20 protein-coding genes are annotated in these 23533 nt (G+C 52.5%); 11 read left to right on the top strand and 9 right to left on the bottom strand.

Annotated features, from left to right (window positions below; all coding sequences use genetic code 11):
- Positions 1 to 4 precede the first annotated feature (4 nt).
- Both ACJJIN_RS00930 and ACJJIN_RS00925 read left to right on the top strand, forming a co-directional pair.
- Positions 5 to 1381 (top strand): ATP-binding protein, encoded by a 1377-nt coding sequence (locus ACJJIN_RS00930; RefSeq protein WP_413662836.1) that lies wholly within the window; start codon positions 5 to 7, stop codon positions 1379 to 1381.
- Positions 1382 to 1469: 88 nt separating this feature from the next.
- Positions 1470 to 2147, top strand: coding sequence for an SRPBCC family protein (locus ACJJIN_RS00925; RefSeq protein WP_413662837.1), 678 nt, complete (start codon positions 1470 to 1472; stop codon positions 2145 to 2147).
- Positions 2148 to 2214: 67 nt separating this feature from the next.
- On the opposite strand, the gene rluB is transcribed toward ACJJIN_RS00925, so the two are convergent.
- The 5 genes from rluB to ACJJIN_RS00900 form a co-directional block, all read right to left on the bottom strand.
- Entirely contained in the window at positions 2215 to 3081 is an 867-nt protein-coding gene (gene rluB / locus ACJJIN_RS00920) for a 23S rRNA pseudouridine(2605) synthase RluB (protein ID WP_413662838.1), read from the bottom strand.
- Positions 3078 to 4199: an SMC-Scp complex subunit ScpB gene (gene scpB, locus ACJJIN_RS00915; protein ID WP_413662839.1), complete on the bottom strand. Its 1122-nt coding sequence runs from the start codon at positions 4197 to 4199 to the stop codon at positions 3078 to 3080. The genes rluB and scpB overlap by 4 nt, the downstream gene beginning before the upstream one ends.
- Positions 4200 to 4209: 10 nt before the next feature.
- A complete protein-coding gene (locus tag ACJJIN_RS00910; protein WP_413662840.1) occupies positions 4210 to 5232 on the bottom strand; it encodes a segregation and condensation protein A in 1023 nt (340 codons plus the stop codon).
- Positions 5233 to 5285: 53 nt separating this feature from the next.
- Entirely contained in the window at positions 5286 to 5909 is a 624-nt protein-coding gene (locus ACJJIN_RS00905) for an L-threonylcarbamoyladenylate synthase (RefSeq protein ID WP_282933701.1), read from the bottom strand.
- A gap of 92 nt (positions 5910 to 6001) precedes the next feature.
- Positions 6002 to 6958 (bottom strand): PHP domain-containing protein, encoded by a 957-nt coding sequence (locus ACJJIN_RS00900; RefSeq protein ID WP_444896522.1) that lies wholly within the window; start codon positions 6956 to 6958, stop codon positions 6002 to 6004.
- 196 nt (positions 6959 to 7154) lie between these two features.
- Between ACJJIN_RS00900 and ACJJIN_RS00895 the strand changes: the two genes are divergently transcribed.
- The 7 genes from ACJJIN_RS00895 to rlmB all read left to right on the top strand — a co-directional run bounded on the left by ACJJIN_RS00895 (position 7155) and on the right by rlmB (position 12077).
- Positions 7155 to 7874 carry a VC0807 family protein gene (locus tag ACJJIN_RS00895; protein ID WP_282933704.1) on the top strand — a complete coding sequence of 240 codons (720 nt, stop codon included), beginning with the start codon at positions 7155 to 7157 and terminating at the stop codon, positions 7872 to 7874.
- Between the two features lie 34 nt (positions 7875 to 7908).
- Complete coding sequence (locus tag ACJJIN_RS00890) at positions 7909 to 8208, top strand: YciI family protein (protein ID WP_108734042.1); 300 nt, start codon at positions 7909 to 7911, stop codon at positions 8206 to 8208.
- A gap of 30 nt (positions 8209 to 8238) precedes the next feature.
- The gene (locus ACJJIN_RS00885; protein ID WP_444896521.1) at positions 8239 to 8919 is read left to right on the top strand and encodes a TIGR04211 family SH3 domain-containing protein; all 681 of its coding nucleotides are present in this window, start codon (positions 8239 to 8241) and stop codon (positions 8917 to 8919) included.
- A gap of 157 nt (positions 8920 to 9076) precedes the next feature.
- Positions 9077 to 9667: a peptidylprolyl isomerase gene (locus ACJJIN_RS00880; protein ID WP_444898217.1), complete on the top strand. Its 591-nt coding sequence runs from the start codon at positions 9077 to 9079 to the stop codon at positions 9665 to 9667.
- 3 nt (positions 9668 to 9670) lie between these two features.
- The gene (locus ACJJIN_RS00875) at positions 9671 to 10429 is read left to right on the top strand and encodes a pyridoxine 5'-phosphate synthase (RefSeq protein WP_444896520.1); all 759 of its coding nucleotides are present in this window, start codon (positions 9671 to 9673) and stop codon (positions 10427 to 10429) included.
- Entirely contained in the window at positions 10429 to 11298 is an 870-nt protein-coding gene (locus ACJJIN_RS00870) for a Rossmann-like and DUF2520 domain-containing protein (RefSeq protein WP_444896519.1), read from the top strand. Before ACJJIN_RS00875 ends, ACJJIN_RS00870 begins: the two co-directional genes overlap by 1 nt.
- Positions 11295 to 12077, top strand: coding sequence for a 23S rRNA (guanosine(2251)-2'-O)-methyltransferase RlmB (rlmB, locus tag ACJJIN_RS00865; RefSeq protein ID WP_282933708.1), 783 nt, complete (start codon positions 11295 to 11297; stop codon positions 12075 to 12077). The genes ACJJIN_RS00870 and rlmB overlap by 4 nt, the downstream gene beginning before the upstream one ends.
- A gap of 356 nt (positions 12078 to 12433) precedes the next feature.
- Here rlmB and guaA read toward each other — a convergent pair whose 3' ends face one another.
- Together guaA and guaB are read right to left on the bottom strand one after the other, a co-directional pair.
- Positions 12434 to 14011, bottom strand: a complete 1578-nt coding sequence (gene guaA, locus ACJJIN_RS00860) for a glutamine-hydrolyzing GMP synthase (RefSeq protein ID WP_444893162.1) — start codon at positions 14009 to 14011, stop codon at positions 12434 to 12436.
- Between the two features lie 100 nt (positions 14012 to 14111).
- Positions 14112 to 15599 (bottom strand): IMP dehydrogenase, encoded by a 1488-nt coding sequence (gene guaB, locus ACJJIN_RS00855; protein ID WP_108734048.1) that lies wholly within the window; start codon positions 15597 to 15599, stop codon positions 14112 to 14114.
- Between the two features lie 174 nt (positions 15600 to 15773).
- On the opposite strand from guaB, the gene xseA reads away from it, so the two are divergent.
- Entirely contained in the window at positions 15774 to 17126 is a 1353-nt protein-coding gene (gene xseA, locus ACJJIN_RS00850) for an exodeoxyribonuclease VII large subunit (protein WP_444896518.1), read from the top strand.
- 73 nt (positions 17127 to 17199) lie between these two features.
- Positions 17200 to 19500 (top strand): transporter substrate-binding domain-containing protein, encoded by a 2301-nt coding sequence (locus ACJJIN_RS00845; RefSeq protein WP_444896517.1) that lies wholly within the window; start codon positions 17200 to 17202, stop codon positions 19498 to 19500.
- 14 nt (positions 19501 to 19514) lie between these two features.
- Here ACJJIN_RS00845 and ACJJIN_RS00840 read toward each other — a convergent pair whose 3' ends face one another.
- Both ACJJIN_RS00840 and ACJJIN_RS00835 read right to left on the bottom strand, forming a co-directional pair.
- Positions 19515 to 20492, bottom strand: coding sequence for an NAD(P)H-quinone oxidoreductase (locus tag ACJJIN_RS00840; protein WP_444896516.1), 978 nt, complete (start codon positions 20490 to 20492; stop codon positions 19515 to 19517).
- A 203-nt stretch (positions 20493 to 20695) separates the two neighbouring features.
- Positions 20696 to 22993 carry a TonB-dependent receptor gene (locus ACJJIN_RS00835; RefSeq protein ID WP_444896515.1) on the bottom strand — a complete coding sequence of 766 codons (2298 nt, stop codon included), beginning with the start codon at positions 22991 to 22993 and terminating at the stop codon, positions 20696 to 20698.
- Positions 22994 to 23533: the final 540 nt, after the last annotated feature.

The following is a 23533-nucleotide window of genomic DNA, read 5'->3' as shown; positions in this document are numbered from 1 at the left end:
CACGATGCGCAGTCTCTTCTGGAAAATGTTCTTTGGGGCCTGGATCACCGCCATGGTGATGGTTGTAGCCGCCATTTACATTACCCACTTCGGTGAATTCGGCGATCCCCGACAAGAGGAACGCTGGGAGGGCCCCGCCCTATTTCGCGAGGTCATGCGAAATATGCGAATCGCCCGCCGTCACGGTCCCGAACAATTCCAGCACTGGCTCGAGAAAGCCCCCAAAAAAGTCAAACGGCGGGTTTATGCGGTTGATCAACAAGGCAACGACATCCTCGGTCGCGAAGTGCCATCAAATATGGGCTCGTTGATCGACAGTCTTGATTACCGCAATCGCGAAGCTCACAAACTGGTAAATAACAAGCCCACTGTAGGCTTCTTTCTACCACTGCGCACCGGAGACCCCCTGCGTATCGTCGTCGTTGCTGGGGATAGCAAGGAAGGCCTATTGCTGCGCTTCCTGTGGCGCAACTTTTGGCCGATGTTACTGCTTTCCATGATCGCCTCGGGCCTAGCCTGCTACTGGTTGGCCCGCTACCTGAGCCGCCCTCTTGAACAGTTGCGCGCCGCCACCAAGCGCGTGGCTGCCGGCGAACTGGACTACCGCGTGACTCCATCCCTGAAGTCTCGGAATGATGAACTGACTGACCTGGCCCTGGACTTCGATTCTATGACTGCCCAGCTTCAGGAGTCGATGTCCGAGCAGCGTCGCCTGATCAAGGATGTCTCTCACGAACTGCGCTCGCCATTAGCGCGCCTGCAAGTGGCATTGGCCATCGCCCGCCAAAAGCAAATTAACGGGCTCGATACAGAACTGGATAAAATCGGCAAGGCAGCGGATTACCTGGAAGATATTATTGCCGACGTGCTATCACTTCCTATTAGCAGCCAGGAGCAGCGCCCCCTGGATGACGTAGTGGAAGTAAATGCCCTGATAAGCGCCCTGGCGGAAGACCTCCACAGCGAAGCTGCTGACAAAGACCTATCCTTTGAAATTCGTTCCGAAGGGGAAGAGCTCCTTGTCGCAACCCGGGGCAGCTCCCTGACCGCTGCCCTGGAGAACATCCTGCGCAACGCAATCAAGTACAGTCCCGAGCACGGCCGGGTCAAGGTGTCGATTAAAGAATCCTCAGAATCCTGCACTATCTCAGTCATTGACTCAGGTTCCGGCGTGGCAGATGAGGAATTGGAGGCTATTTTCCGCCCCTTCTATCGCACAGATAGTGCACGCACCCGGGAAAGTGGTGGCTTTGGACTGGGACTCGCTATCGCCCAGCGCACCATCCTACATCACCAGGGAAGCATCAGCGCCAAAAACAGTCGGGATGCGGGCCTGTGTGTTGAGATTAAGCTCCCCCTGCTACATATTGCCGACGATTAAGCATCGCAGCAGCTAATATAAGCATCTCTACCGCCAGAGTTTTCTGGCGGTTGCTTCCTTGCACCCGCAAATAGCAAAGGAACCCGCTATGCGCTGGATTATTTATATTCTTATTGCCTTGGTAATTCTCGTGCTCGCGGGATATTTATTCCCACGCGAAGTCACTGTTCATCGCAGCGTATTTATCAACAAACCGCCACAAGTGGTTTTCCCCTACGTTAATAATTTCCACAAATTCAACGAGTGGTCCCCATGGCGCCATATCGACCCCTCGGTACTCTATGAGTACAGCGGTCCCCTGGAAGGCGTCGGCGCCAAAATGAGTTGGCGCGGCGAAAACTCCAAAGCCGGAAGCGGTAGTCAAACTATCTTCGCCAGCAAGCGAGATTCTGTAGTCGCCACCAAGCTGGATTTTGGTGATGGCAGCCAGGCCACGGCAGAATTCCAGCTGGAACCAAAGGATGGCGGCACCCTTCTTACCTGGAACTTCCACAGCGATACCGGCGGTGGTCCCAGAGAACGCTGGATGGGCTTGGCAGTGAAAAAAATGGTGGGAGAGTCTTATGAACAAGGGTTGGAAAAACTTAAAAACCTGGTTGAAACAGCACCGGAAAATAGCACCTCCGACGGAACCTCCACCGATTCAGTTTCAGATATTCCATCCGATGTAGATGATGCAATGGGTGATGGCCCTCAGGGTGTCCCCAGTGAACTGCGAGACCAGAATGAAGAGGAAGCAGGAGAAACACCGGAAAACCAGCAGTAACACTCAGCAATTAAGAGTAGCGATTACTGAAATACAAAAAAGCCCGCAATTTGCGGGCTTTTTCTGTTTAAACCGACTTCGGTCGATTGCGTCGCGCGGCTGGCGCCGGTGACTTGCGCAACTTCCTGCGCTGGCGCTCCAGGTTTTGTTTCTCACCCTGGGTCAATGGGCGCTGGCCCAGTTTCGGCATTCCCGCCGTTACGCAGAGGTCATCGATCTCGCGGGGCTCCATCTCAATCCACTGCCCGACGCGCACATGGGAGGGAATAAAGACGCTGCCGTAGCGCACACGCTTCAAGCGGCTAACTCTAACTCCCTGGGACTCCCACAGACGACGCACCTCGCGGTTGCGGCCCTCCATCACTACGCAGTAGAACCAGCGGTTTTTACCTTCACCACCACTCTCTACGATGTCGGTAAAGCGCGCCGACCCATCATCCAACAACACGCCCTTGAGCAGACGCCGCCTCATTTCCTCATCCACATCACCCTGGATTCGAACCAAGTATTCGCGGTCGATTACCGAGGAGGGATGCATTAATTTATTGGCCAGCTCTCCGCTATTGGTAAACAGCAGCAAACCACTGGTATTGAAATCCAGGCGCCCAACAGAAATCCAGCGGCCGGTTTTCAGTCTCGGCAGGCGATCGTAGACCGTCGGGCGGCCTTCCGGGTCGTGGCGGGAGCATATTTCTCCAACCGGTTTGTTGTAGAGTATTACCCGGCAGCGATTCTGCTCTGCCGAAGGCAGCCGGCTACCATCAAACTCGATAAGATCCGCGTCAGTTACGCGCTCGCCAAGCTCCGCCACTTTTCCATTTACGGTTACGCGGCCCGCATCAATTGCGCGCTCCATTTCACGGCGCGAACCGAGGCCGGTGCGCGCTAATACTTTCTGTAATTTCTCGCCTGCTGGCGGGGTACCATCACTCATGGGGTGGTGCTTTCCACTTGTACTACTTCTTTGGAATCTTCATCGACATCAGCATTTGCCTCCACCGACTCCTCGGCGACCTCTTCAGCTGTGTCGTCTTCGGCAAACATACTGCTGGGTGGTAACGTTGCCGTTAGAGAGTTCTCGCTCTCTTCTTCTGCTTGCAGCGATTCAGCGCTGCTTCCCTCATCACTGTGAAGTTCACTCTCTTCACTTAGATCAACATTTACATCCAACTCCGAATTACCTTCAGAGTCTTCCTGCTCCATTTCCCACTGGATCTCTGCTGCCGCAGTTTCCACTGGGTCTTCCTCTGCATCCGTCTCGGCGGGCGCTACTTCGCGGTCTACTTCGGACTCGGACTCGGCGCCTGATGCTTCAGCAGCAACTTCCTCAGCCAAAGCTTCTACCAGGGCATCGTCTATATCTTCATGTTCGGCCGCAGTGGCTTCAGTAGAGGGTTCTGCCTCGGAGCCTCGCTCTGACTCAGAGTCTTCCGAAGCACTATTGTCCACCTCGGACTCCCCCTCCTCGGGAACCGGCTCTGGAGGCAAACCTTCCTGTTCCAGAATCTGGTTCAGACTCTCGATATCGCGGATCTCCGCCAGAGTCGGCAAATCATCCAGGGTGCTCAAATTAAAATAATCGAGAAACTCCCGGGTTGTTGCGTAGAGAGACGGCTTACCGGGCACATCCCGCTGCCCCACAACTTTAATCCAACCGCGCTCCAGCAGGGTTTTAACAATATGCGAGCTCACCGCAACGCCGCGGATATCCTCGATATCACCACGGGTTACCGGCTGTCGATAAGCGATAATGGCGAGGGTCTCCAAGGTTGCACGGGAATACCGTTGCGCCTTTTCCTCCCACAGCCGATTCACCCATGGAGCCAGGTCTTCCGGCACTTGAAAACGCCAACCACTCGCGACTTTCTTCAGTTCAAACCCTCGGTCAGCACAACTCTGGGCGATTTCTTCAAGCACATCTCTCAGGGTAGTCTTGGAGGGTTGCTCTTCCTCGTCCAGCAAAGACAACAGTTTTTCTTCACTGAGAGGCTGGCCCGCGGCCAACAGGGCGCCTTCGACGATTTTGCGCAGTAATTCGGGGGCGATTGTCATCTTCTATTTTCTAACTCGAATACATTTCCGACGCTTTATCCAAGGCCTCTACAGCGTCCTCTGGATCTTCAACCTCTTCGAGAATCTGGTCCTCAGGCTCGCTGTCAGCACCGTCTTCGCTTTCACTGCTGTGGGTAGCAGCGCGAGCGCGCACGTGGATCGGGCCAAAAGCTTCATTCTGCACCAGCTCCACCAGTGACTCTTTTACCAGCTCCATCACTGCCAGGAAGGTCACTACGACACCGAGGCGACCCTCCTCAACGGTAAACAGGCTTACAAAGGGCACAAACTGGCCGTGGCGGATCTTATCCAGCACCTGGGTCATACGCTCGCGGGTGGACAACTTCTCCCGCTCAACCTGGTGGCTCTCAAACATATCCGCACGCCGCAGCACATCAGCCAGGGCGACCAGGACTTCTTTCAAGTCAATTTCAGGGTCGGGGCGTGTGATACTGCGATCGGGAGCCTCTGCATTGGCCTGATGGACATCCCGGCCAACACGGGGGATTTCATCGAGATCCTCAGCCGCAGTTTTGAAACGCTCATACTCCTGCAAACGGCGAATCAGAGCCGCCCGGGGGTCCTCGCCTTCTTCCTCCTCCGCTTCAGGCGGTCGCGGCAACAACATCCGCGACTTTATTTCCGCCAACATAGCGGCCATTACCAGATACTCGGCGGCCAAGTCAAAGCGAATTGCCGTCATCATCTCCACATACGCCATATATTGATGGGTAATGTCGGAGACGTTGATCTCGAGAATATCCAGGTTTTGGCGGCGAATCAGGTATAGCAGGAGATCCAGAGGCCCCTCGAAAGCCTCCAGAACAACTTCCAAAGCATCTGGTGGAATAAAGAGATCCTGCGGGAGGTCGTTAAAGATTTCGCCCTGCACCAAAGCCAGGGGGGAATCCTCATCCGAGTCCTGGCCCTGCGATTCTGCATCGCCAGCCTGGGCAGGAGCTTCATCATCGCTCGCCGCAACCTCGGCCAGCACTTGCTCCTCGACCTCTGCTAGTAACTCATCACTGGACACCCTGCCCCACCCTCAATCGTGCAAACGCGCGATTATACACGGCGCCGCAGCTTTCAGCCGAGTATTTCGTCAGTTGCCCCACATCCCTGACGAATCAGTTGGGGCTCATCACCCGTCAGGTCGATCACGGTGGTGGGCTCCAACCCGCAGAAACCGCCATCGATAACCAACTCCACCTGGTGCTCCAGGGTATCGCGGATATCGTAAGGTTCGGTTAGGGGTTGTTCTTCGCCGGGCATAATCAGGCTACAGCTCATCAACGGCTCACCCAATTCTTCAATCAGGGCCAGGGCGATGGGATTATCCGGCACGCGAATACCGATGGTCTTGCGCTTCGGATGAATTAACCTGCGCGGCACTTCGGCGGTCGCCGGCATAATAAAGGTATAGGAACCCGGCGTATGATTCTTTAACAGCCTAAACATCTGGTTGTCGACCTTGGCATAGGTCGCCAGCTCCGATAGGTCTCGGCACATCAATGTGAAGTTGTGCTGCTTGTCCAGCTGGCGCACTCCTCGAATGCGCTCAACCGCCAGCTTCTCTCCCAGTCGACAGCCTATGGCGTAAGCTGAATCGGTGGGAAAAACAATAACGCCCCCTTGGGCGACGATCTCTGCTGCCTGAGTGATCAGGCGGCCTTGAGGATTATCCGGATGAATCTGAAAAAACTGCGCCACAAAGCCCCCCAAAAGCCTTACCGATTGAAAATACCTCACTGCCATCCACCAGGCTTAAAGCCGGACGATGGCCCCCAATTCACAAGCCAGAATTAGGGCAGCGAAACGTGACCCCGCTGTTCCCGGTGCAGAGTGTGCCACAGATTCCACACCGGCTCGACGTCTGCGGGCAACCTGACACAACCCAATTCACGCCAGGGCTGCTCCGGCTGGTGAAAATCACTGCCAAGAGAGCAGTATGGCATCGATTTGCCCGCCGCTTCCGCGGCCGAGAGTAACAATTTTTTTAACTCTCGGGTCTGTGTCGGGTTTTGCCGACCGCACAGCAGCTCCACCGCATCCCCATTTTTTTCAAGAAAAGCTCCCAGCAGTCGCAATAACTGGGTGCGGGTCAATCCGTACTTAAGCGGGTGGGCCAATACCGCACAACCGCCGGCACTGTGAATAGTAGCGATGGTCTCACCCAACTGGGGCCACTCAACTTTCACATCTCCTACTTTGCCAGCCCCCAGGTAACGCTTAAACGCCTTACCGGTATCATCTATATGCCCAGCTTCCACCAGCCATCGTGCAAAATGGGGTCTACCCAGTACCGAGTCGCCCGCCAGGGCGCGCCCACCCTCCAAGGCACCGCTAAAGCCACGCTTTTCCAGCTTTTCCGCGATACGCTCTGCCCGCTCCTCGCGCAACTGCTCACGCAGCTGAATGGCTTCTTGCAGAGGCCCCGATTCGGGATTGATGTTCAGACCTACAATATGTACTGGTCTGCGCCCCCAAAGACTGGAGAACTCAATCCCCGCCACCACATCTACGCCCAAACAGTCACCTTCCTGTTGAGCCTCAGGCACACCATCCACCGTATCGTGGTCGGTCAGGGCGAGCATCGTCACACCTTGGGATTTCGCTCTCAACACCAGCTGCGCAGGACTTAAAATACCGTCAGACGCGGTACTGTGGCAGTGCAGATCTACCAGGTCTGTATTCAAATCGGCTGAAAGGGTCTTCAACAACAGGCTCTCACTCAGTTCGACGATGAAAAAGATCGCCATATCCGTCTTTTCAGGAACAATCGCCCTATTGCGCTGTCTATGCGGCACTCGGCGTTTTCAGGGATAAGGCCCGAACTAGCAGTCACTCACAGGTGACTCGCCAGGGCCGAAGTCTGACAGTAGTTTTGTCAGCGGGGAAATTGAACGGGCTATCAGCCCCATCAGTTTCCAGCGGGCATTATCACCGGAATTGAGTATGACCGAAACGAATTCGACCACGACATCTCCCGAGAAGCCTAAAAAGGAAGGGTTTCTCAGCAATATCGCCTTCAATGTCATTATTCCGACATTGATACTGACCAAACTTTCCGGGGATGACTGGTTGGGCCCAACCTGGGCATTGATAGTGGCCCTGGCCTTCCCACTGGGTTATGGCCTTCGCGACCTGCTGCGCCTGGGCAAGGTCAATTTCTTCTCAGCCCTCGGATTTATTGGCATCCTGCTCACTGGCGGCATCAGCTTGCTCAAGCTGGACCCGCAGTATATTGCGATTAAGGAAGCTGCAATCCCTGGCCTACTGGGTGTTGCCACGGCACTATCCGTTTATACCCGCTGGCCGCTGGTCAAAACCCTGCTTTACAACGATCAAATTCTGAATACGACAAAAATCGCCGAGTCATTACAGGCCAATGGTAACCAGCCAGCCTTCGACCGCACCTTGCGCCAGACTTCGTGGATCGTTGCCGGGTCATTCTTTTTCTCCTCGGCACTGAATTACATTCTCGCCAAAATGATCGTTACCAGCCCGCCGGGCACAGAGGCCTATAACACCGAACTTGGCGAAATGACCGCCTATGGATATCTGGTTATTGCGATCCCATCAACCCTGATTCTGATGGGTGCACTCTTTTTCCTGTTCTCCCGTATCGGCAAGCTGACCGGGTTGAAACTGGAAGAAGTGATGGTTGCGCAATAACACCTTAAAAAAACTAACAAGAGCATTAAAAACAATGTGGTACGCAATCATCAGTGAAGATGTTAGCGATAGTCTCCCTTTACGCAAAAAAGCCCGCGCCGGTCATTTGGCCCGGCTCAACCTTCTAAAAGATGAAGGCCGCCTCCTGGCCGCCGGCCCAAACCCCAGCATCGACAGCGAAGAGCCCGGTGAAGCTGGCTTTACCGGCAGCCTGGTAATTGCTGAGTTCCCCTCTTTGGAAGAGGCCAAAGCCTGGGCTGACAGTGACCCCTATATCGAAGCTGGCGTCTATGCATCGGTTACAGTCAAGCCCTACAAGCTTGTACTGCCCTGATAAAAACTCTAACTAACAAGCTGCATCACAATGAAGAAATTACTGTCCGGTGTGCTCGCTGTAGCGCTGTTGAACTCAGCACCAGCAGCACTTGCAGCGGAGACCCGCTATATTACCGACCAACTTCACGTGCCCATGCGCTCTGGCAAAGGCAATGAATTCCGGATTCTGCACCGCGGCCTGGCCAGTGGTACCGAGCTGGCTCTGCTCGAAGATGCCGCCTCGGACGGCTGGGCAAAAGTGCGCACCCCCAACGGCACTGAGGGCTGGATCAGACGCCAATACCTTGTCAGTGAGCCCGTGGCAAAACTAAAGCTGGCAACCGCAGAAGCCAACCTGGCCCGCTTTGAAAAAATGGAAGGTAATCTGGGGGGTGAAGTTCGCCGGTTGGAGACAGAAAACGGCGAACTGAATAGCGCCCTGACCTCTGCCCAGCAGCAGAGCCAGGAATTGGCCGCCGAACTCAAGAGCCTGAAGTCCCTTTCTGCCGACGCAATTTCGCTCAACGATCGCCATCAAAAGCTCCTGCATCAGTACGAGTTGCTGAAACAGGAAAAAAGCATGGCGGAAGCGGAAATTCAGCGCCTATCCGGTAGCGATGCCCGCAAATGGCAATTGTATGGTGCCCTATCCGTTGCATTAGGCGCTATTCTGGCGATGATTGCCCCCCATGTGCGCCCGCGCAAACGCAATTCCGAGTGGGCCAACTGATCTCCCTCGCTACAACCAAAATCGCTTACTATACGACTGCGGGAGTGCTGAGAAGCACCCCGCAGGCAGCGATACCCAAATATTTATCCTTTCTCTTTATCCATACGCTGACACAGTAGTAAACCGATTGACCCCGGACATTCAAAGGACACGGATGATGCGTAAGTTACTCACTTTTCTTTTTTGTACTCTGTTCAGTCTTCCAATATTTGCTCAAAACCCTCAGGTGGAGCTTAAGACCGACTTGGGCATTATTCGCGTCGAGCTGTTCCCCAAGAAAGCTCCTGTCACAGTAGAGAATTTCCTCACCTATACCGATAGCGGCTTCTATGATGGCATTATTTTTCACCGCGTTGTGCCAGGATTTGTCGTCCAGGCTGGGGGCTTCACTTTCGACTTCCAGAAGAAAGAAACTCGCGACGCTATCGCCAATGAATCAGCTAACGGACTGCAAAACCTGCGCGGCACTCTCTCCATGGCACGGACCAACAACCCCGATAGCGCCACGTCTCAGTTTTTTATAAACCTAGTCGATAACACCCGCCTGGATGCCAGCGAGAACAAGCCTGGCTACGCGGTTTTTGGCAAGGTTATCGAGGGTATGGATATCGTAGAAAAAATCGAACAGGAACCCCGCGGCCTCTATCGCCAACACCCAGAGGCCCCCAACATTCCAATCCGCATACTTTCAGCAAAACGAGTTACCTCCAGCGACAACAGTGTCGCTGAACACAGCAAGGGAGAATAAGCAGTGATAGCTCTCAGTGTAAACCTCAATAAAATCGCCTTAATTCGCAATTCCCGCGAAGGCAACTTTCCCGATGTGGTCGCCCACGGGCGCACTTGCCTCGACGCCGGAGCCCAGGGGCTGACCGTACACCCCCGTCCAGACCAACGACATATTCGCCCCGGCGACGTGCGCGACCTGGCAGAACTCTGCGCCAGCCGCAAGAACATAGAATTCAACGTTGAAGGCAACCCCTTCGCCGCTCCCCTGGGGGACTACCCCGGCCTCATACCACTGGTTTTGGAAACCAAACCAGACCAATGCACTTTGGTTCCCGACACCAATGATCAGCTCACGTCTGATCACGGCTTTGACCTCAAGCAAGATGGCGATCGATTAGTTCCGATAATTGATCAACTTAAAAATGCCGGAATACGTGTCAGTCTGTTTATGGATCCAGACCTGGACCAAATCAGCCTGGCCAAACAGGTCGGTGCTGACCGTATTGAACTCTACACAGGCCCCTATGCCGAAGCCGTAACCAAACAGAGCCCAGAGCTGGAAACAATTTTTTCTGCCCACTGTGCCGCCGCTGAGCACGCACATCAGTTGGGGCTGGGGATTAATGCCGGCCATGACCTCAACCTGGTTAACCTACCGCGCTATCGCACATTACCGGGCTTGCAGGAAGTCTCCATAGGCCACGCCTTTACTGTCGATGCTATCAGCATGGGCCTGGAGAATGCCGTTAACGCCTACGTCGACTGCCTCGCTGGTAGCTGATGCAAAGCCTCAATATTATTGGCGCAGGTCGCCTTGGTAAAACCCTGGGGCGGCTGTGGCAGGAGAGCGGTGTATTTGGGGTGCAGTCAATTTATAACCGCAGTCTCGAGAGTGGACAAAGTGCCTGTCGATTTATCGGTGCAGGCAATGCTGTTGATTCCCTCTCAGCAATGCCGTCAGCAGACCTATGGCTGATTGGTTGTATCGATAGTGAAATCGCTATATTTGCGCAGAGGCTTGCCGATAGCGGGCTGGTCGATGAGCGCACTATTATATTCCACTGCAGTGGCGCTCTCAGCTCTAAAGAACTAGCCCCCTTGGGACCCGCCCTGGTTGCCAGTGCCCACCCGGTCCACAGTTTTGCCGAACCGGAAACCTCGCTGCAAACATTTGCCAAAACCAGCGTCGCTGTCGAAGGGGATAGTCATGCGGTAGAGGTTATTTCTGCGGCTTTTGCAGCCATTGGCTGTGAAACACTGGCTATTGATCCCCTTAACAAGTCTCTGTACCACGCTGGGTCAGTGATCGCCTCCAACTACCTCACCACCCTAATGGACCTGAGTTTACAGAGCTTTGCAGCCGCCGGCATAGAGCGGGACAGCGCTCTTCGCCTGCTGGCGCCGATTGTTTCACAGACCCTGCAAAACAATTTGACGCTGGGACCAGAGAGGTCGCTGACAGGCCCCATTGCCAGGGGGGATGTGGAAACCGTTGGTGCCCAGGTGGAAAGCCTTGCTTCAGTAGATAGCCAACTGGCACTTTGCTATCGCCATCTGGGCCTCGCCTGTGTAGAGTTGGCGCGGCGCGGCTCGCTCTCACCTGAGAGCGCAGCCAGATTGATCGAACTGCTGAGTGAGCCAACGCGGTGAAAGACTCCTCCGAATACCTGGAAAAAAAAGCCTTCTTCGATAGCCTCCTTACAATTTATGGGCGCAAGCCTGTACTCGAGGCTCTCGAGGATTTATCTGTACCCGTCCATAAATTACATCTGGCCAGCAGCAACCGGCGCGACCAGCTAATCCAGCGAATGGAAACCCTGGCGGAAGAGCGTCAGATTGAAATTGCTTACTGGGATCGCAAGGGCCTGTCCCGGATTTCGAAGAATTCCCGTCAGGACCAAGGTGTAGCCCTCGACCTGGCCCTGCCACACTACGGCAGAGCGGAGGACTTTTTACAGAAGGTTGCAGCCCCAGAGCACAAAAACACCTATGAACTTCTGGCCCTGGATGGCATAACCAACCCTCAAAACCTGGGCATGATTATTCGCTCAGCCTGTGCCGGCGGCATTGATGGAATCATCCTGCCAAAGAAAGGCTGTGCACAGATAGACCCCCTCGTTATCAAAGCCAGCACAGGCACCCTGTTTAAAACCCGGGTTTTGCGCTGTGACAAATTGGCAGCTACCCTGGGGGAGTTCCGCGAAGCGGGGGCTCAGGTTTGCGGGCTGTCATCCCACGCCCAGACGACCTTAAAAGAGGTCTCCAGTAAAGTCTCCACAATTTTTGTGCTGGGCAATGAAACCCGCGGTGTTAGCGATGCCGTCGCAGCTCAGTGCAATGAACTGGTGCGTATCCCCATGCAAAACGATGTGGAAAGCTTGAATGTGGCGGTCACGGCCGCACTAATTAGCTTCCGTCGAGAAATCTAACTCTGCCCCTGTGGGAGGTGCCCGCCTCCCACTCCCTCAACTTATCCCACGAGTTCAATCCCAATCTAACCAGGATTATCCACTACCCACAGATTCTGTGGATATCTCTGTGACTAACTTAGAGTAGTAGGCCGCAAAGGCCCGCCATTTGGTCTATGTGACAATATGAAGAAAAAATAAACAACCCGGGAAACGCTCAAAAAATCAACGAGTTAGAGAAAACTTAGCTAAGCGTTTAGCGACAATCCGTACCAATTAAAGATCGAATAGAGAGAAGGGGCCGTTGTGGAAAATGAGACGCGAAGCCCAAAACAAAAAAAGAAAGGGGTGCTAAGCACCCCCTCTCGATTCTGCAGTTACTCCCACTCAATTGTCGCGGGAGGCTTGCTGGAAACGTCGTAGACCACACGAGAGATGTGCTCTATCTCATTGATAATGCGGTTCGAAACCTTCTCAATCAGCTCATAGGGGAGATGCGCCCAACGCGCTGTCATAAAGTCCACAGTCTCTACCGCGCGAAGAGCAACCACGTATTCATATCGACGGCCATCACCGACAACACCCACAGATTTTACCGGAAGGAATACGGCAAAGGCCTGGCTGGTCTTGTGATACCAATCGGCGTTGTGCAGCTCCTCGATAAAGATCGCATCTGCCTCTCGCAGAATATCGGCATACTCCCGCTTTACCTCACCGAGAATCCGCACGCCCAGACCCGGTCCCGGGAAAGGGTGACGGTAAACCATGTCGTAAGGCAGGCCCAGCTCCAGGCCGATCTTACGAACCTCGTCTTTGAACAGTTCACGCAGGGGCTCTACCAGCTCAAACTGCATATCCTCTGGTAAACCGCCCACATTGTGGTGAGACTTAATCACATGGGCCTTGCCGGTTTTTGCGGCGGCAGACTCAATAACGTCTGGGTAAATAGTGCCCTGAGCCAGGAATTTCACGTCCTGTAACTTGGAAGCTTCGCGATCAAAAATCTCAATAAAGGTATTACCAATGATTTTGCGCTTGGCCTCAGGGTCTTTTTCACCTTGGAGGCGCCCAAGGAAATCCTCTTCCGCATCAGAACGGATAACGCGGACGCCCATATTGTCGGCGAACATCTGCATTACCTGGTCGCCTTCGTTTTTACGCAGAAGGCCATTATCTACAAATACGCAGGTCAGCTGATCGCCAATAGCCTTGTGCAGCAAAGCGGCTACCACAGAGCTGTCGACACCACCGGATAAACCGAGCAGCACCTTGCCCTCGCCCACCTGATCGCGGACTTTAGCAATAGAGTCTTCAATAATGTTCGCGGGAGTCCAGAGCTTCTCACACCCGCAAATATCAATCACAAAGTGCTCATAAATACGCATGCCTTGCAGGGTATGAGTCACTTCCGGGTGGAACTGTACACCGAAGAAATTCTTCTCAGCGTGGTACATACCGGCAATTGGGCAGGAATCGGTGGAAGCCAGCAGTTCAAAGCCCTCAGGCATCGCCACTACCTTGTCGCCGTGACTCATCCAAACATCCAGTAGGGAACTGCCATCATCAGCGATATGATCTTTGATATCGCTCAACAGGTTGGATTGGCCTTCAACTTTTACCTGGGCATAGCCGAATTCGCGAATATCGCTGCCCTGTACGGTGCCTCCAAGCTGATGGGCCATGGTCTGCATGCCATAGCAAATGCCCAGTACCGGCACGCCCAGGTTATAAACCGCTTCCGGCGCGCGCGGGGAGCCCTCCTCCGGTACCGACTCGGGGCCGCCGGCGAGAATAATGCCCTTGGGCTGATACTCACGAATTTCCTCTTCGGTCATATCGAAAGCGCGAATTTCAGAAAATACGCCTAGCTCGCGGACACGGCGGGCAATCAATTGTGTGTACTGGGACCCGAAGTCGAGAATGAGTATTCGGCTGGAATGGATATCTTGGCTCATGACTTACTCGATAACTGGATTAAATAACGGCAAACGGACCTTAAAGGTCCGTTTGCTGCTTGTTCCGTCTAAATTTTTTCACCTGGAGAAGGTCGAAGGCTTAGCGTCGGCCCACCGGGTAGTTGGGGGCTTCTTTGGTAATTTGAACGTCGTGGACATGGGACTCACCCATACCGGCTGCCGTGACCCGCACAAACTCAGGACGAGTGCGCATGGTCTCAATATCAACACTGCCGGTGTAACCCATGGCTGAACGCAAACCACCCATCATCTGGTGAACAATGGCTGACAGCGGGCCTTTATAAGGCACTCGACCTTCGATACCTTCCGGCACCAGTTTTTCAGCGCCCTTGCTCGCATCCTGGAAATAGCGATCGGAAGAACCCTGGGTGCGAGACATAGCACCGAGAGAACCCATCCCACGATAGGACTTGTAAGTACGGCCCTGATAGAGCTCAACTTCGCCCGGCGCCTCTTCGGTACCGGCGAACATGGAACCCATCATAACTGATGAGGCGCCGGCAACAATTGCCTTGGAGATATCGCCGGAGTAACGGATACCACCGTCGGCGATCATGGGCACACCAAATTCTTTAAGGGCTGTGGCAACCTCTGCAATTGCCGTCACCTGGGGTACGCCGATACCCGTTACGATACGGGTGGTACAGATAGAACCCGGGCCAATACCCACTTTAACCGCATCCGCACCGGCCTCAACCAGTGCACGCGCTGCATCAGCCGTAGCAATGTTGCCACCGATCACGTCCACCTGGGGGTGCATTTCCTTAATGCGGCGCACGCGCTCGATCACGTTGCGGGAGTGACCGTGGGCGGTATCTACTACCAGCACATCAACGCCGGCTTCTACCAATGCAGCTACGCGATCATCGGTGTCCGGGCTGGTGCCCACAGACGCGCCCACACGCAGGCGACCGTCGGAATCCTTACAGGAGTTCGGGTACTGCTCTGCTTTGTTAAAGTCTTTAACAGTAATCAGGCCGCGCAACTCAAAGTTGTCGTTAACCACCAGTACCTTTTCGATACGGTGTTTATGCAGCAGTTCGCGTACTTCGTCGGAGCTCGCATCTTCGTGGGCCGTCACCAGACGCTCTTTCGGCGTCATGATGCTGGCGACACTGACATCGAGATCAGTTAAGAAGCGAACGTCGCGGCTGGTAACGATACCTACCAAATCGCCACGATCCATTACCGGCACACCGGAAATATTGTGGTGACTGGTCAGCGCGATCAACTCGCGCACAGTGGCATCGGACTCAATAGTAATAGGGTCTTTTACAACACCGGCTTCAAACTTCTTCACCGCGCGAACGGCAAGAGCTTGCTCTTCTATCGACATACTTTTGTGAATAATGCCGATACCCCCTTCCTGGGCCAACGCAATGGCCAGGCGAGCTTCCGTCACTGTATCCATAGCAGCGGACACAATGGGGATGTTCAGGGTAATGTTGCGGGAGAGTTGGGTTTTTAAACTCACATCCTTGGCCGTGACCTCGGAATATCCGGGCACAAGTAGGACGTCGTCAAAAGTGAGGGCTTCGCGCGCGATGCGCAGATTGGATTCAGACATTGTTGACACTCAAACCTCGAATAGGCGGGATTGGGTATCGGCGCGATTATACCTCTACGCGCCCAAAGCGCAAACATCAATTTGCAGAAAAACGGATTTGTACAGTAAAGCTCTTTACCTATCAGGGCGATACTGCAATATTGCTCCGCCCAATACGCCCGACGAGATTCACCGATGCAGACAATTCCCCCTAGTCAAAATGCCAAGCGCAGCGTGCTGTCGGTCAGTGACCTGAATCGGGAAGTTAAACATCTTCTGGAAAGCAGTGTACCCCTTCTATGGATCAGTGGAGAGATTTCCAATTTTTCCATACCCAGCTCCGGGCACTGGTATTTTAGCCTTAAAGATGCGCGGGCCCAGGTGCGCTGCGCCATGTTTCGCGGTCGCAATCGCAGTGTCGCCTTTCGGCCGCAAAATGGTCGCGAGGTTTTAATCCGGGCCAGGGTGAGCCTGTACGAAGGGCGCGGAGAATTTCAGTTAATCGTTGAGCATATGGAGGAGGCCGGCTTTGGCGCCCTGATGCGCCAGCTGGAACAGCTCAAAGCAAAACTGAATGCTGAGGGCCTGTTCGAAACAAGCAGAAAACGCTCTCTTCCGTTTTTGCCAACCAATATCGGCATTGTCACTTCGCCGACAGGCGCGGCAATACGGGATATGATTCACGTATTGGGCAGGAGACACCCTTCTGCACAAATTGAAATCTGGCCGGTAGCCGTTCAAGGTCAGGGTGCCGCTCAGCAAATCGCGGCAGCGATTGAAAAAGCGGGCCGCAGTGGTCGCCACGATTTATTAATTGTCGGTCGCGGCGGAGGTTCCCTGGAAGACCTGTGGTCTTTTAATGAAGAGATTGTCGCCCGCGCACTGGCCGCAAGTCCTATTCCCACTATTTCTGCAGTCGGCCACGAAACCGATACGACTATTGCAGATTTAGCCGCAGACCTGCGCGCACCCACTCCTTCTGCCGCAGCGGAAATAGCCAGCGCCAATGCTGCAGAAATTTTACAGCGGCTTGACCAGGTCCAGCGCAGATTGCACCGCGCCATGGACAACCAGCTGAAGCATTTATCTCAACAGGTTCAATTGCGACGCAACCGTTTGCGCCACCCCAAGGAGCAGCTCCTCAACCAGGCCCAGCGCCTGGATCATTTGGAGATGCGCCTGGTAGCAGCTTGCCAACAGCAAATCCAAAGTCGCAAATCCCAATTGGATTCCGCCTCCAGAGCTTTTGCCCACAACCTACCGACACGCCGACTCGACAACAGTAGAAAGCAGTTAATCCAACTCAAGGGAAACCTGGAGCGTGCGATGCAACTGATATTACAGCGCGGCAGCGACAAACTCTCCCACGGGGCCCAATTACTACAAAACATCAGTCCCCTGGCAGTATTGCAGCGAGGCTACGCCATTGTTCTGGATTCAGAAAATCGCGCAATTCGCGATAGTTCAGAACTGGATACCGACCAGCAAGTCCATGTTAAGCTGGCCAAAGGGAACTTCACTGCAGAAGTTAAAACCATCGAAAACTGATTTCTTTAACAATTAAAGAGCGCAAATCAAGCGACACTATAATGGTTGAGGTAAAGTGCCTTCGGAGCAATATATGGATAGTGAATCTACTGCTATCCACCTCAACCAGTGGACCTTGATACTACTTTCAGCACTACTGCTTGCCCTTGCGGCCTGCACGGAACCAGATCGTGAATCTGGAGTAGCCGAATCAGTCACCATGTCAGCTGCCGAAGCGCAGGATGCCGACAAGCGATCAGGGCAACTGCCTGAAGTAACCCCCGCTAAAGAACAGCAAGTCAACTACATCGAAACCGGTGACCTTAGGGACATAAGAAAACACGGCACAATTCGGTTCGTTAATTTAACCGGTGCTTCCGAGGACCTGCTACCTCGTGACGATGTGGTGAGTCTCCGTCACTTCGAACTGGCCAACAAACTGGCAAAACAGTTAAAGCTGGAACCCAAGTGGATAAAAGCTGAAACGCCCGATGACGCGGTGCAAATGCTGATCGATGGCCAGGCAGATGTAATCGCCTATAACCTGACTGTCACTGACGCCCGTGAAGAAATTATTGACTTCACGGTTCCTCTTCGCCATTCGCGGTTAGTACTCGTCACTGGTCCAGAGGGTCCAGATATTTCAGATGCGAGCAAATTAAAGGACCTGGAATTTATTATCCCCGCCGGCTCCTCTATTAAAGAAACTGCAGAGCAACTTGTTGCCGAAAATCCAAACTCAAACCTAACTATTCAAGAAATTGATATCAATGGTAACCGGGATACACTGTTAGATATCATTAACGGTCAAAAGAACCGCGTTGCTATTTTGGAAGATTTTTCAGCCCAGGATTTGCGCAATTACCGCGATGACATGCGGATTGGTGCAGATGTATCTGAAGTACAAAATATTGCCTGGGGCGTACGCAAAGACTCCAAACGCCTGCATACCACTCTCGATAATTTTTTGACCCGCAACCTGGTTAAATCCCAGGAAGAACGCATTACCGATTGGAAGGGTATTAAAAAATCGGGGGTAATCAGGCTACTCACTTACAATGGGCCGACAACCTATTTCTTATGGAAAGGGGTATTAATGGGGTTTGACTACGACCTGGCCCAGGCTTTTGCCAATAAGCACAAACTCCAGCTCCAGGTTATTGTTGTCCCCTACGAAGAAGACCTTGCCGACTGGTTGAGGGCAGGTCGCGGTGACTTTGCCGGGGCCGAACTCAATATTACCAGTGCCCGTGAAGACCAGGGCATGGTATTCACCAAGCCCTATGTCGAATCCACAGACCAAATCGTCAGTGGTAAAGGCAGCCCCCCTATTACCCAGATTCAGGATCTTAATGGCCGTAAATTAACTCTACGCGCCTATTCATCATTTATTGAAACCGCTGAAACACTGAAAGAAGCAGGTATTGATGTCGATATCCGTGTGGCGCCGCCAGATATTTCCCAGTCACAAATCTTCTCATTAATCGCCGACGGGCTGGTAGATGCGACTATATCCCACTCCGGTCGAGCCAAGATTGAGGCATCCGTTCAGCCACAACTGGTACTCGGAACTCTTATCGGTGACCCGCGTCCACAGGGCTGGATGGTATTAAGACAAAATTGGCACCTGTTACAGAACTTGAATAAGTTCTTGAAAAATTACAGAAAAACGAGCCAGTATCAAAAACAATACCAGGCTTATTTTGAGCCGAACAAACGATTTACCCAGCGAGTAAGTTCCCGGGTAATACCGGGAGAAAACCTCTCTCCTTACGATGAGTTGGTGAAGGAATCCGCCTTTAAATACGATTTTGATTGGCGCATGATCGTCGCGCAGATGTGGCAAGAGAGCAATTTCAACCCTAAAGCCGTATCTCCAGTTGGCGCGCAGGGATTGATGCAGGTAATGCCTGCCACAGCCGAGGAAATGGGATTTCCTCCGCCGCTGTTCGAACCTGAAAGAGGTATTAAAGCGGGGGTAAAATATATGGATTGGGTGCGAGATCGCTTCAATCCCGCTTTGCCAACCGTAAATAAACTCTGGTTTACTCTCGCTTCCTACAATGCAGGATACGGCCACTTACTCGATGCCCAACGGCTGGCTAAAGAATTGGGACTGGATCCCAATGTGTGGTTCGACAATGTGGAAGTCGCCATGCTGAAACTGGCCCAGCCCCAATACTTTAAACGGGCGAGATACGGCTATGTGAGAGGCTCCGAGCCCGTGCAGTATGTACGCAATATCAGCAATCTCTACAAAGCCTATGTGGAAATGATGAGCGATGATGTGACAGTCCGCCCACCTCTGCGACGCCTGCCCGGCAAAATCTATTGTGAACCCGGGGATGTGCCTGAGGGCGTTATTCAGCGGATACCCACTTACTCCTCGCCCTAGGCAGCCACAAGTCCTCACAAGGTTAAAACGATTTTTCCGGTGATAGTGCCGGACTCCAGTAATTTATGGGCCTCAACCGCCTGATGCAGAGGAAACTCAGCGGCTAGTTGCGGCCGCACTTTACCCGCTTCAATTAGCGGCCAAACCTTTTGTTCCAGCGATTTCGCAATACCGGCTTTCACTTCTGGCGAGCGCGCCCTCAGAGTTGAGCCGGTCAATGTAAGTCGTTTCAACATCACCGGCATCATATTTACTTCTACTTTAGCGCCAGCCAGGTAGGCAATATTCACGATTCTGCCGTCGTTAGCGGCCACACGAATATTGCTATTGATATAGCTACCGCCCACCATATCCAAGATAACATCAGCTCCGTGATCATCTGTCCTCTCGCGCACAACGGAAACAAAATCTTCATCCCGATAGTTAATCGCCTTCTCCGCTCCCAAAGCCACACAGGCTGCGCATTTATCTTCTGTTCCCGCAGTAGTGAAAACCCGGGCTCCCATTTGATGGGCCAGCTGGATCGCCGTGGTGCCAATGCCAGAGGAACCACCATGGATTAAAATCACCTCGCCCGGTTTTAAACCGGCGCGGTCAAATACATTAGTCCATACGGTGAAAAAAGTTTCCGGCAATGCTGCTGCCTCAACAAGACTAAGGCCTGCGGGGACCGGGAGGCATTGTCCCTCTGGAGCTACTGCATACTCTGCGTAGCCTCCACCATTGGTCAGGGCACAAACTTTATCCCCCACCTGCCAGCACACAACTTTTTCCCCGACTTCAACAACCTCACCAGCCACTTCCAGTCCCAATACCGACGATGCCCCGGGAGGTGCCGGATAAAGCCCTTGGCGCTGCACAAGATCAGGACGATTAACCCCAGCTGCGGCTACACGGATAAGGACTTCGTCTGCGCCGGGAGCAGGCTTATTCATCTCCTGCAATTGCATGACTTCAGGCCCACCAAATGTAGGCAGATCAATAAACCGCATATTTTTCCCCTTTATAGGCTCACTTTTATTGCCACGCCAACTACACAAGAGTACCAAAAATCATCAAGCAATTTTTACTCAACACGCAACCCAATAAAAAACGGCCAGCCCCATCACAACCTTTAATTGTGAAAAGGAACTGGCCGTTTCGAAGTTTGTTAACTTAAAAATATACCCTTTAAGCTAGCAATTTTTAGCTGTAGCTACAGTTCGTAGAGAAATTCAACCCCCATAACACGACCTTTATTCAGTGGGGTAAAGCTGGCACCGATACCGCCTAGTTTCACTGGCAGCTGGGTATCATTGGCCTCATTCACTTCATCAAGCATATTTTTGCCGAATAAAGAAACTGTATATTGGCCGCTATCAGGGGTAAATCCAATACTGAAGTCGAGCATTTCTACTTCAGACAGCATACCCTTGTTATCATCCGTATATGGCGCTTCATCGCGATGATTGTAGTTAATGCGGGAAGTCAGGGTTCCGAGAGAGCCCAGGGACAGGTCATGCACCAACCCTACACCATAAGTCCAAGGTGCCAGGCGAGGAATCTCTAGACCCAGGTCTTTATCATCCACAACACCATCAAAATTCAGGTCACCCAGTACCTTATCGTAATCGCCATCCACATAACCCACATTGAAGGTAAATAGCAGGTTGTCACTCAGTGCCGCCATCGCCTCCAATTCCGCTCCGCGAATAGTGGCATCAGCGGTATTGCGGATAATCTGGGCCACACCAGACAATGCATCAGCGAGATTCTCCTCCCGCTGCATATCATCAATAGTGTTGTGGAATACCGCCATATTGGTGCGCAAACGGCCATCCAGCCAATCTACCTTGGCCCCAACTTCAAAGCTGCTTTGCTCTTCCTGGTCCGTTACCTGCGGGGTGTAGGGCATCCCTGTAGTCGGATCTATACCTGCATTGCGGAAGTTGTATCCTCCACTACGGAATCCCTTAGTCCAGAATGTGTAGAGCTGCGTCTCGTCTGACACAGTCCACTGCAAGCCAACTTTGGGAGTAAAGGCATTCCAGCTTTCACTATCTTCAAAGTCGTAGGCAGCACAACCGTCCAGCGTACAGAGATTCAGTGGAATAGAGGCAATCTTCGCCTCTTTCTCCTCACTCGAGTAGCGTCCACCAAGCGTTAGCACCCAAGCTTCGTCCAAGTCGATATCAGCCTGGGTAAAGAACCCATAAGTACTGTGATCCTGCACACCACCACCGGTCCAATCGAAAATGCCGCCTTCACCGTCGGCCAGTAAACGATTTTCCAAGTAGGTTACATCCTGGGAGAACCAATAGACGCCGGCAGTGATGGCCGTACGACCGAAGCGGCCGGCATAGCGCAACTCATTACTCAACTGGCTCTGGTCCACGCTTGAGTCCGCATGGAAACCGACAAAAGGCAGGGAGTCAATATCCCCCAAGCCCCGCGCCTCATATTCACGCCAAGCCAGGATATTTGTGATGGTACCATCACCGAATTCAACATCTTTATTAAACTCAGTAATGATCTGGGTCCACTCATCTTTTTGATAACCCTCTTCGTCCTGGGCTACCTCAAAAGAGTCCTCACTATTGTCCCAATCAGGAATACCGTAAGCCTCAGCAATCTGGGTCGCGCTGGGATAGGCAATAAAACCGTTTCCAGTATCAACTACATAAGGTTCATTGCCACGGTTTTGAGCGACAACTCCATCGGAGTCCATGCGCCCGTGCTCCATCCGCACAAGCAGTTCTGCCGTTTCATTGAGTTGAACACTAAAGCTTGGGCGAATAAACCAGCTGTCAGAGGCACCGGCATTATCATTGCCGGTGGCAACATTTTCGAACCAGCCACGGTCATCGTTGTAATAAACGGTCAGACGGCCGTTAACATCGTCAGAGATGGCACCATTGATTGAACCCGCAGTCACCACATCCAGATTGTCCGTTGTGGACACCTTGAAGCGAGCAGAGAACTCATCGGTTGGGCGCGCTGTTTTAACAACGACAGCACCACCGGTAACATTACGGCCAAATAATAGGCCCTGGGGACCACGGAGAACTTCGATACCCTCCAGATCAAACACATCGGTAACAACACCCGCATTCACACCGAGGTACATACCATCGACAAAGACCCCAACAGTGGGATCAATTGATGGAATAGAGCTATTCACTCCAAGACCTCGAACAGTGAAATTTGCCGTATTTTTTACAGTACCCACATCCTCCAGCTGGACATTGGGCATTTTGAAAGAAAGGCTTTGTAAATCCTTAGTTTGCAGAGCCTCCAGTTGGTCACCGGAATAAGCGGTAGCCGCTACCGGAACATTCTGAAGTAATTCTGCGTCTGCACGCTTACGGGCTGTTACCTGCACTTCTTCCATAAGGGTGCCGACTGCTCCCTCTGCGGCAAAACTGGGGCTAATACCACTGGCTAACCAAAGAGTTGCTACGGAACAGGCGGAAAGCAGAGCAGAGTGCTGCTTGGGTTTTGACGGACTTCCCATGTTTTCTCTCCATTGTTTTATTTTTTTTATGTACAACAACGGACTTATCGCAATCGGTACTGCCTGGCCCCACCGCTCTACCTCTATAAAGAGGCTCCGACTAAGTGAAGCTCCGATTCAAGACCGCGCTGATAAAGATGCACAGATTTCGTTGTGAATCTGTGACATGGACAGGTTACAGGCTCGCAACCGTGTGTGGAAGTCTATTTAACGTAAATGTCTGTAAAAATAACTCAATTAGTCTGGAAAGTTCTTTCAACTTGAAGAAAAAAATTAATGGGAATGGAAAAAATAAAATTATGCACTGTTTAAGGGCGATACCCTAAGTTGCCCTTTTACATAGAAAATTGATTATTTTCAAAAAAGCCAATGACAATATGTATCTAAACCACCCCAAAAACACAAAACTTTTTGTCTATTTTAAATTATTACATTCTCAGCTCTTTTAGTTCAGCCTGAAAATGCCCTTCGATATTTCAGGTTACCGGCAATTCAAAACTAATAAACTCAACTAACCTGGTACATTTAAATACATTAAAT

This window comes from Microbulbifer maximicatervae (SeqCode) (assembly GCF_052467505.1).
This window is presented reverse-complemented; position numbering and strand designations above follow the sequence as displayed.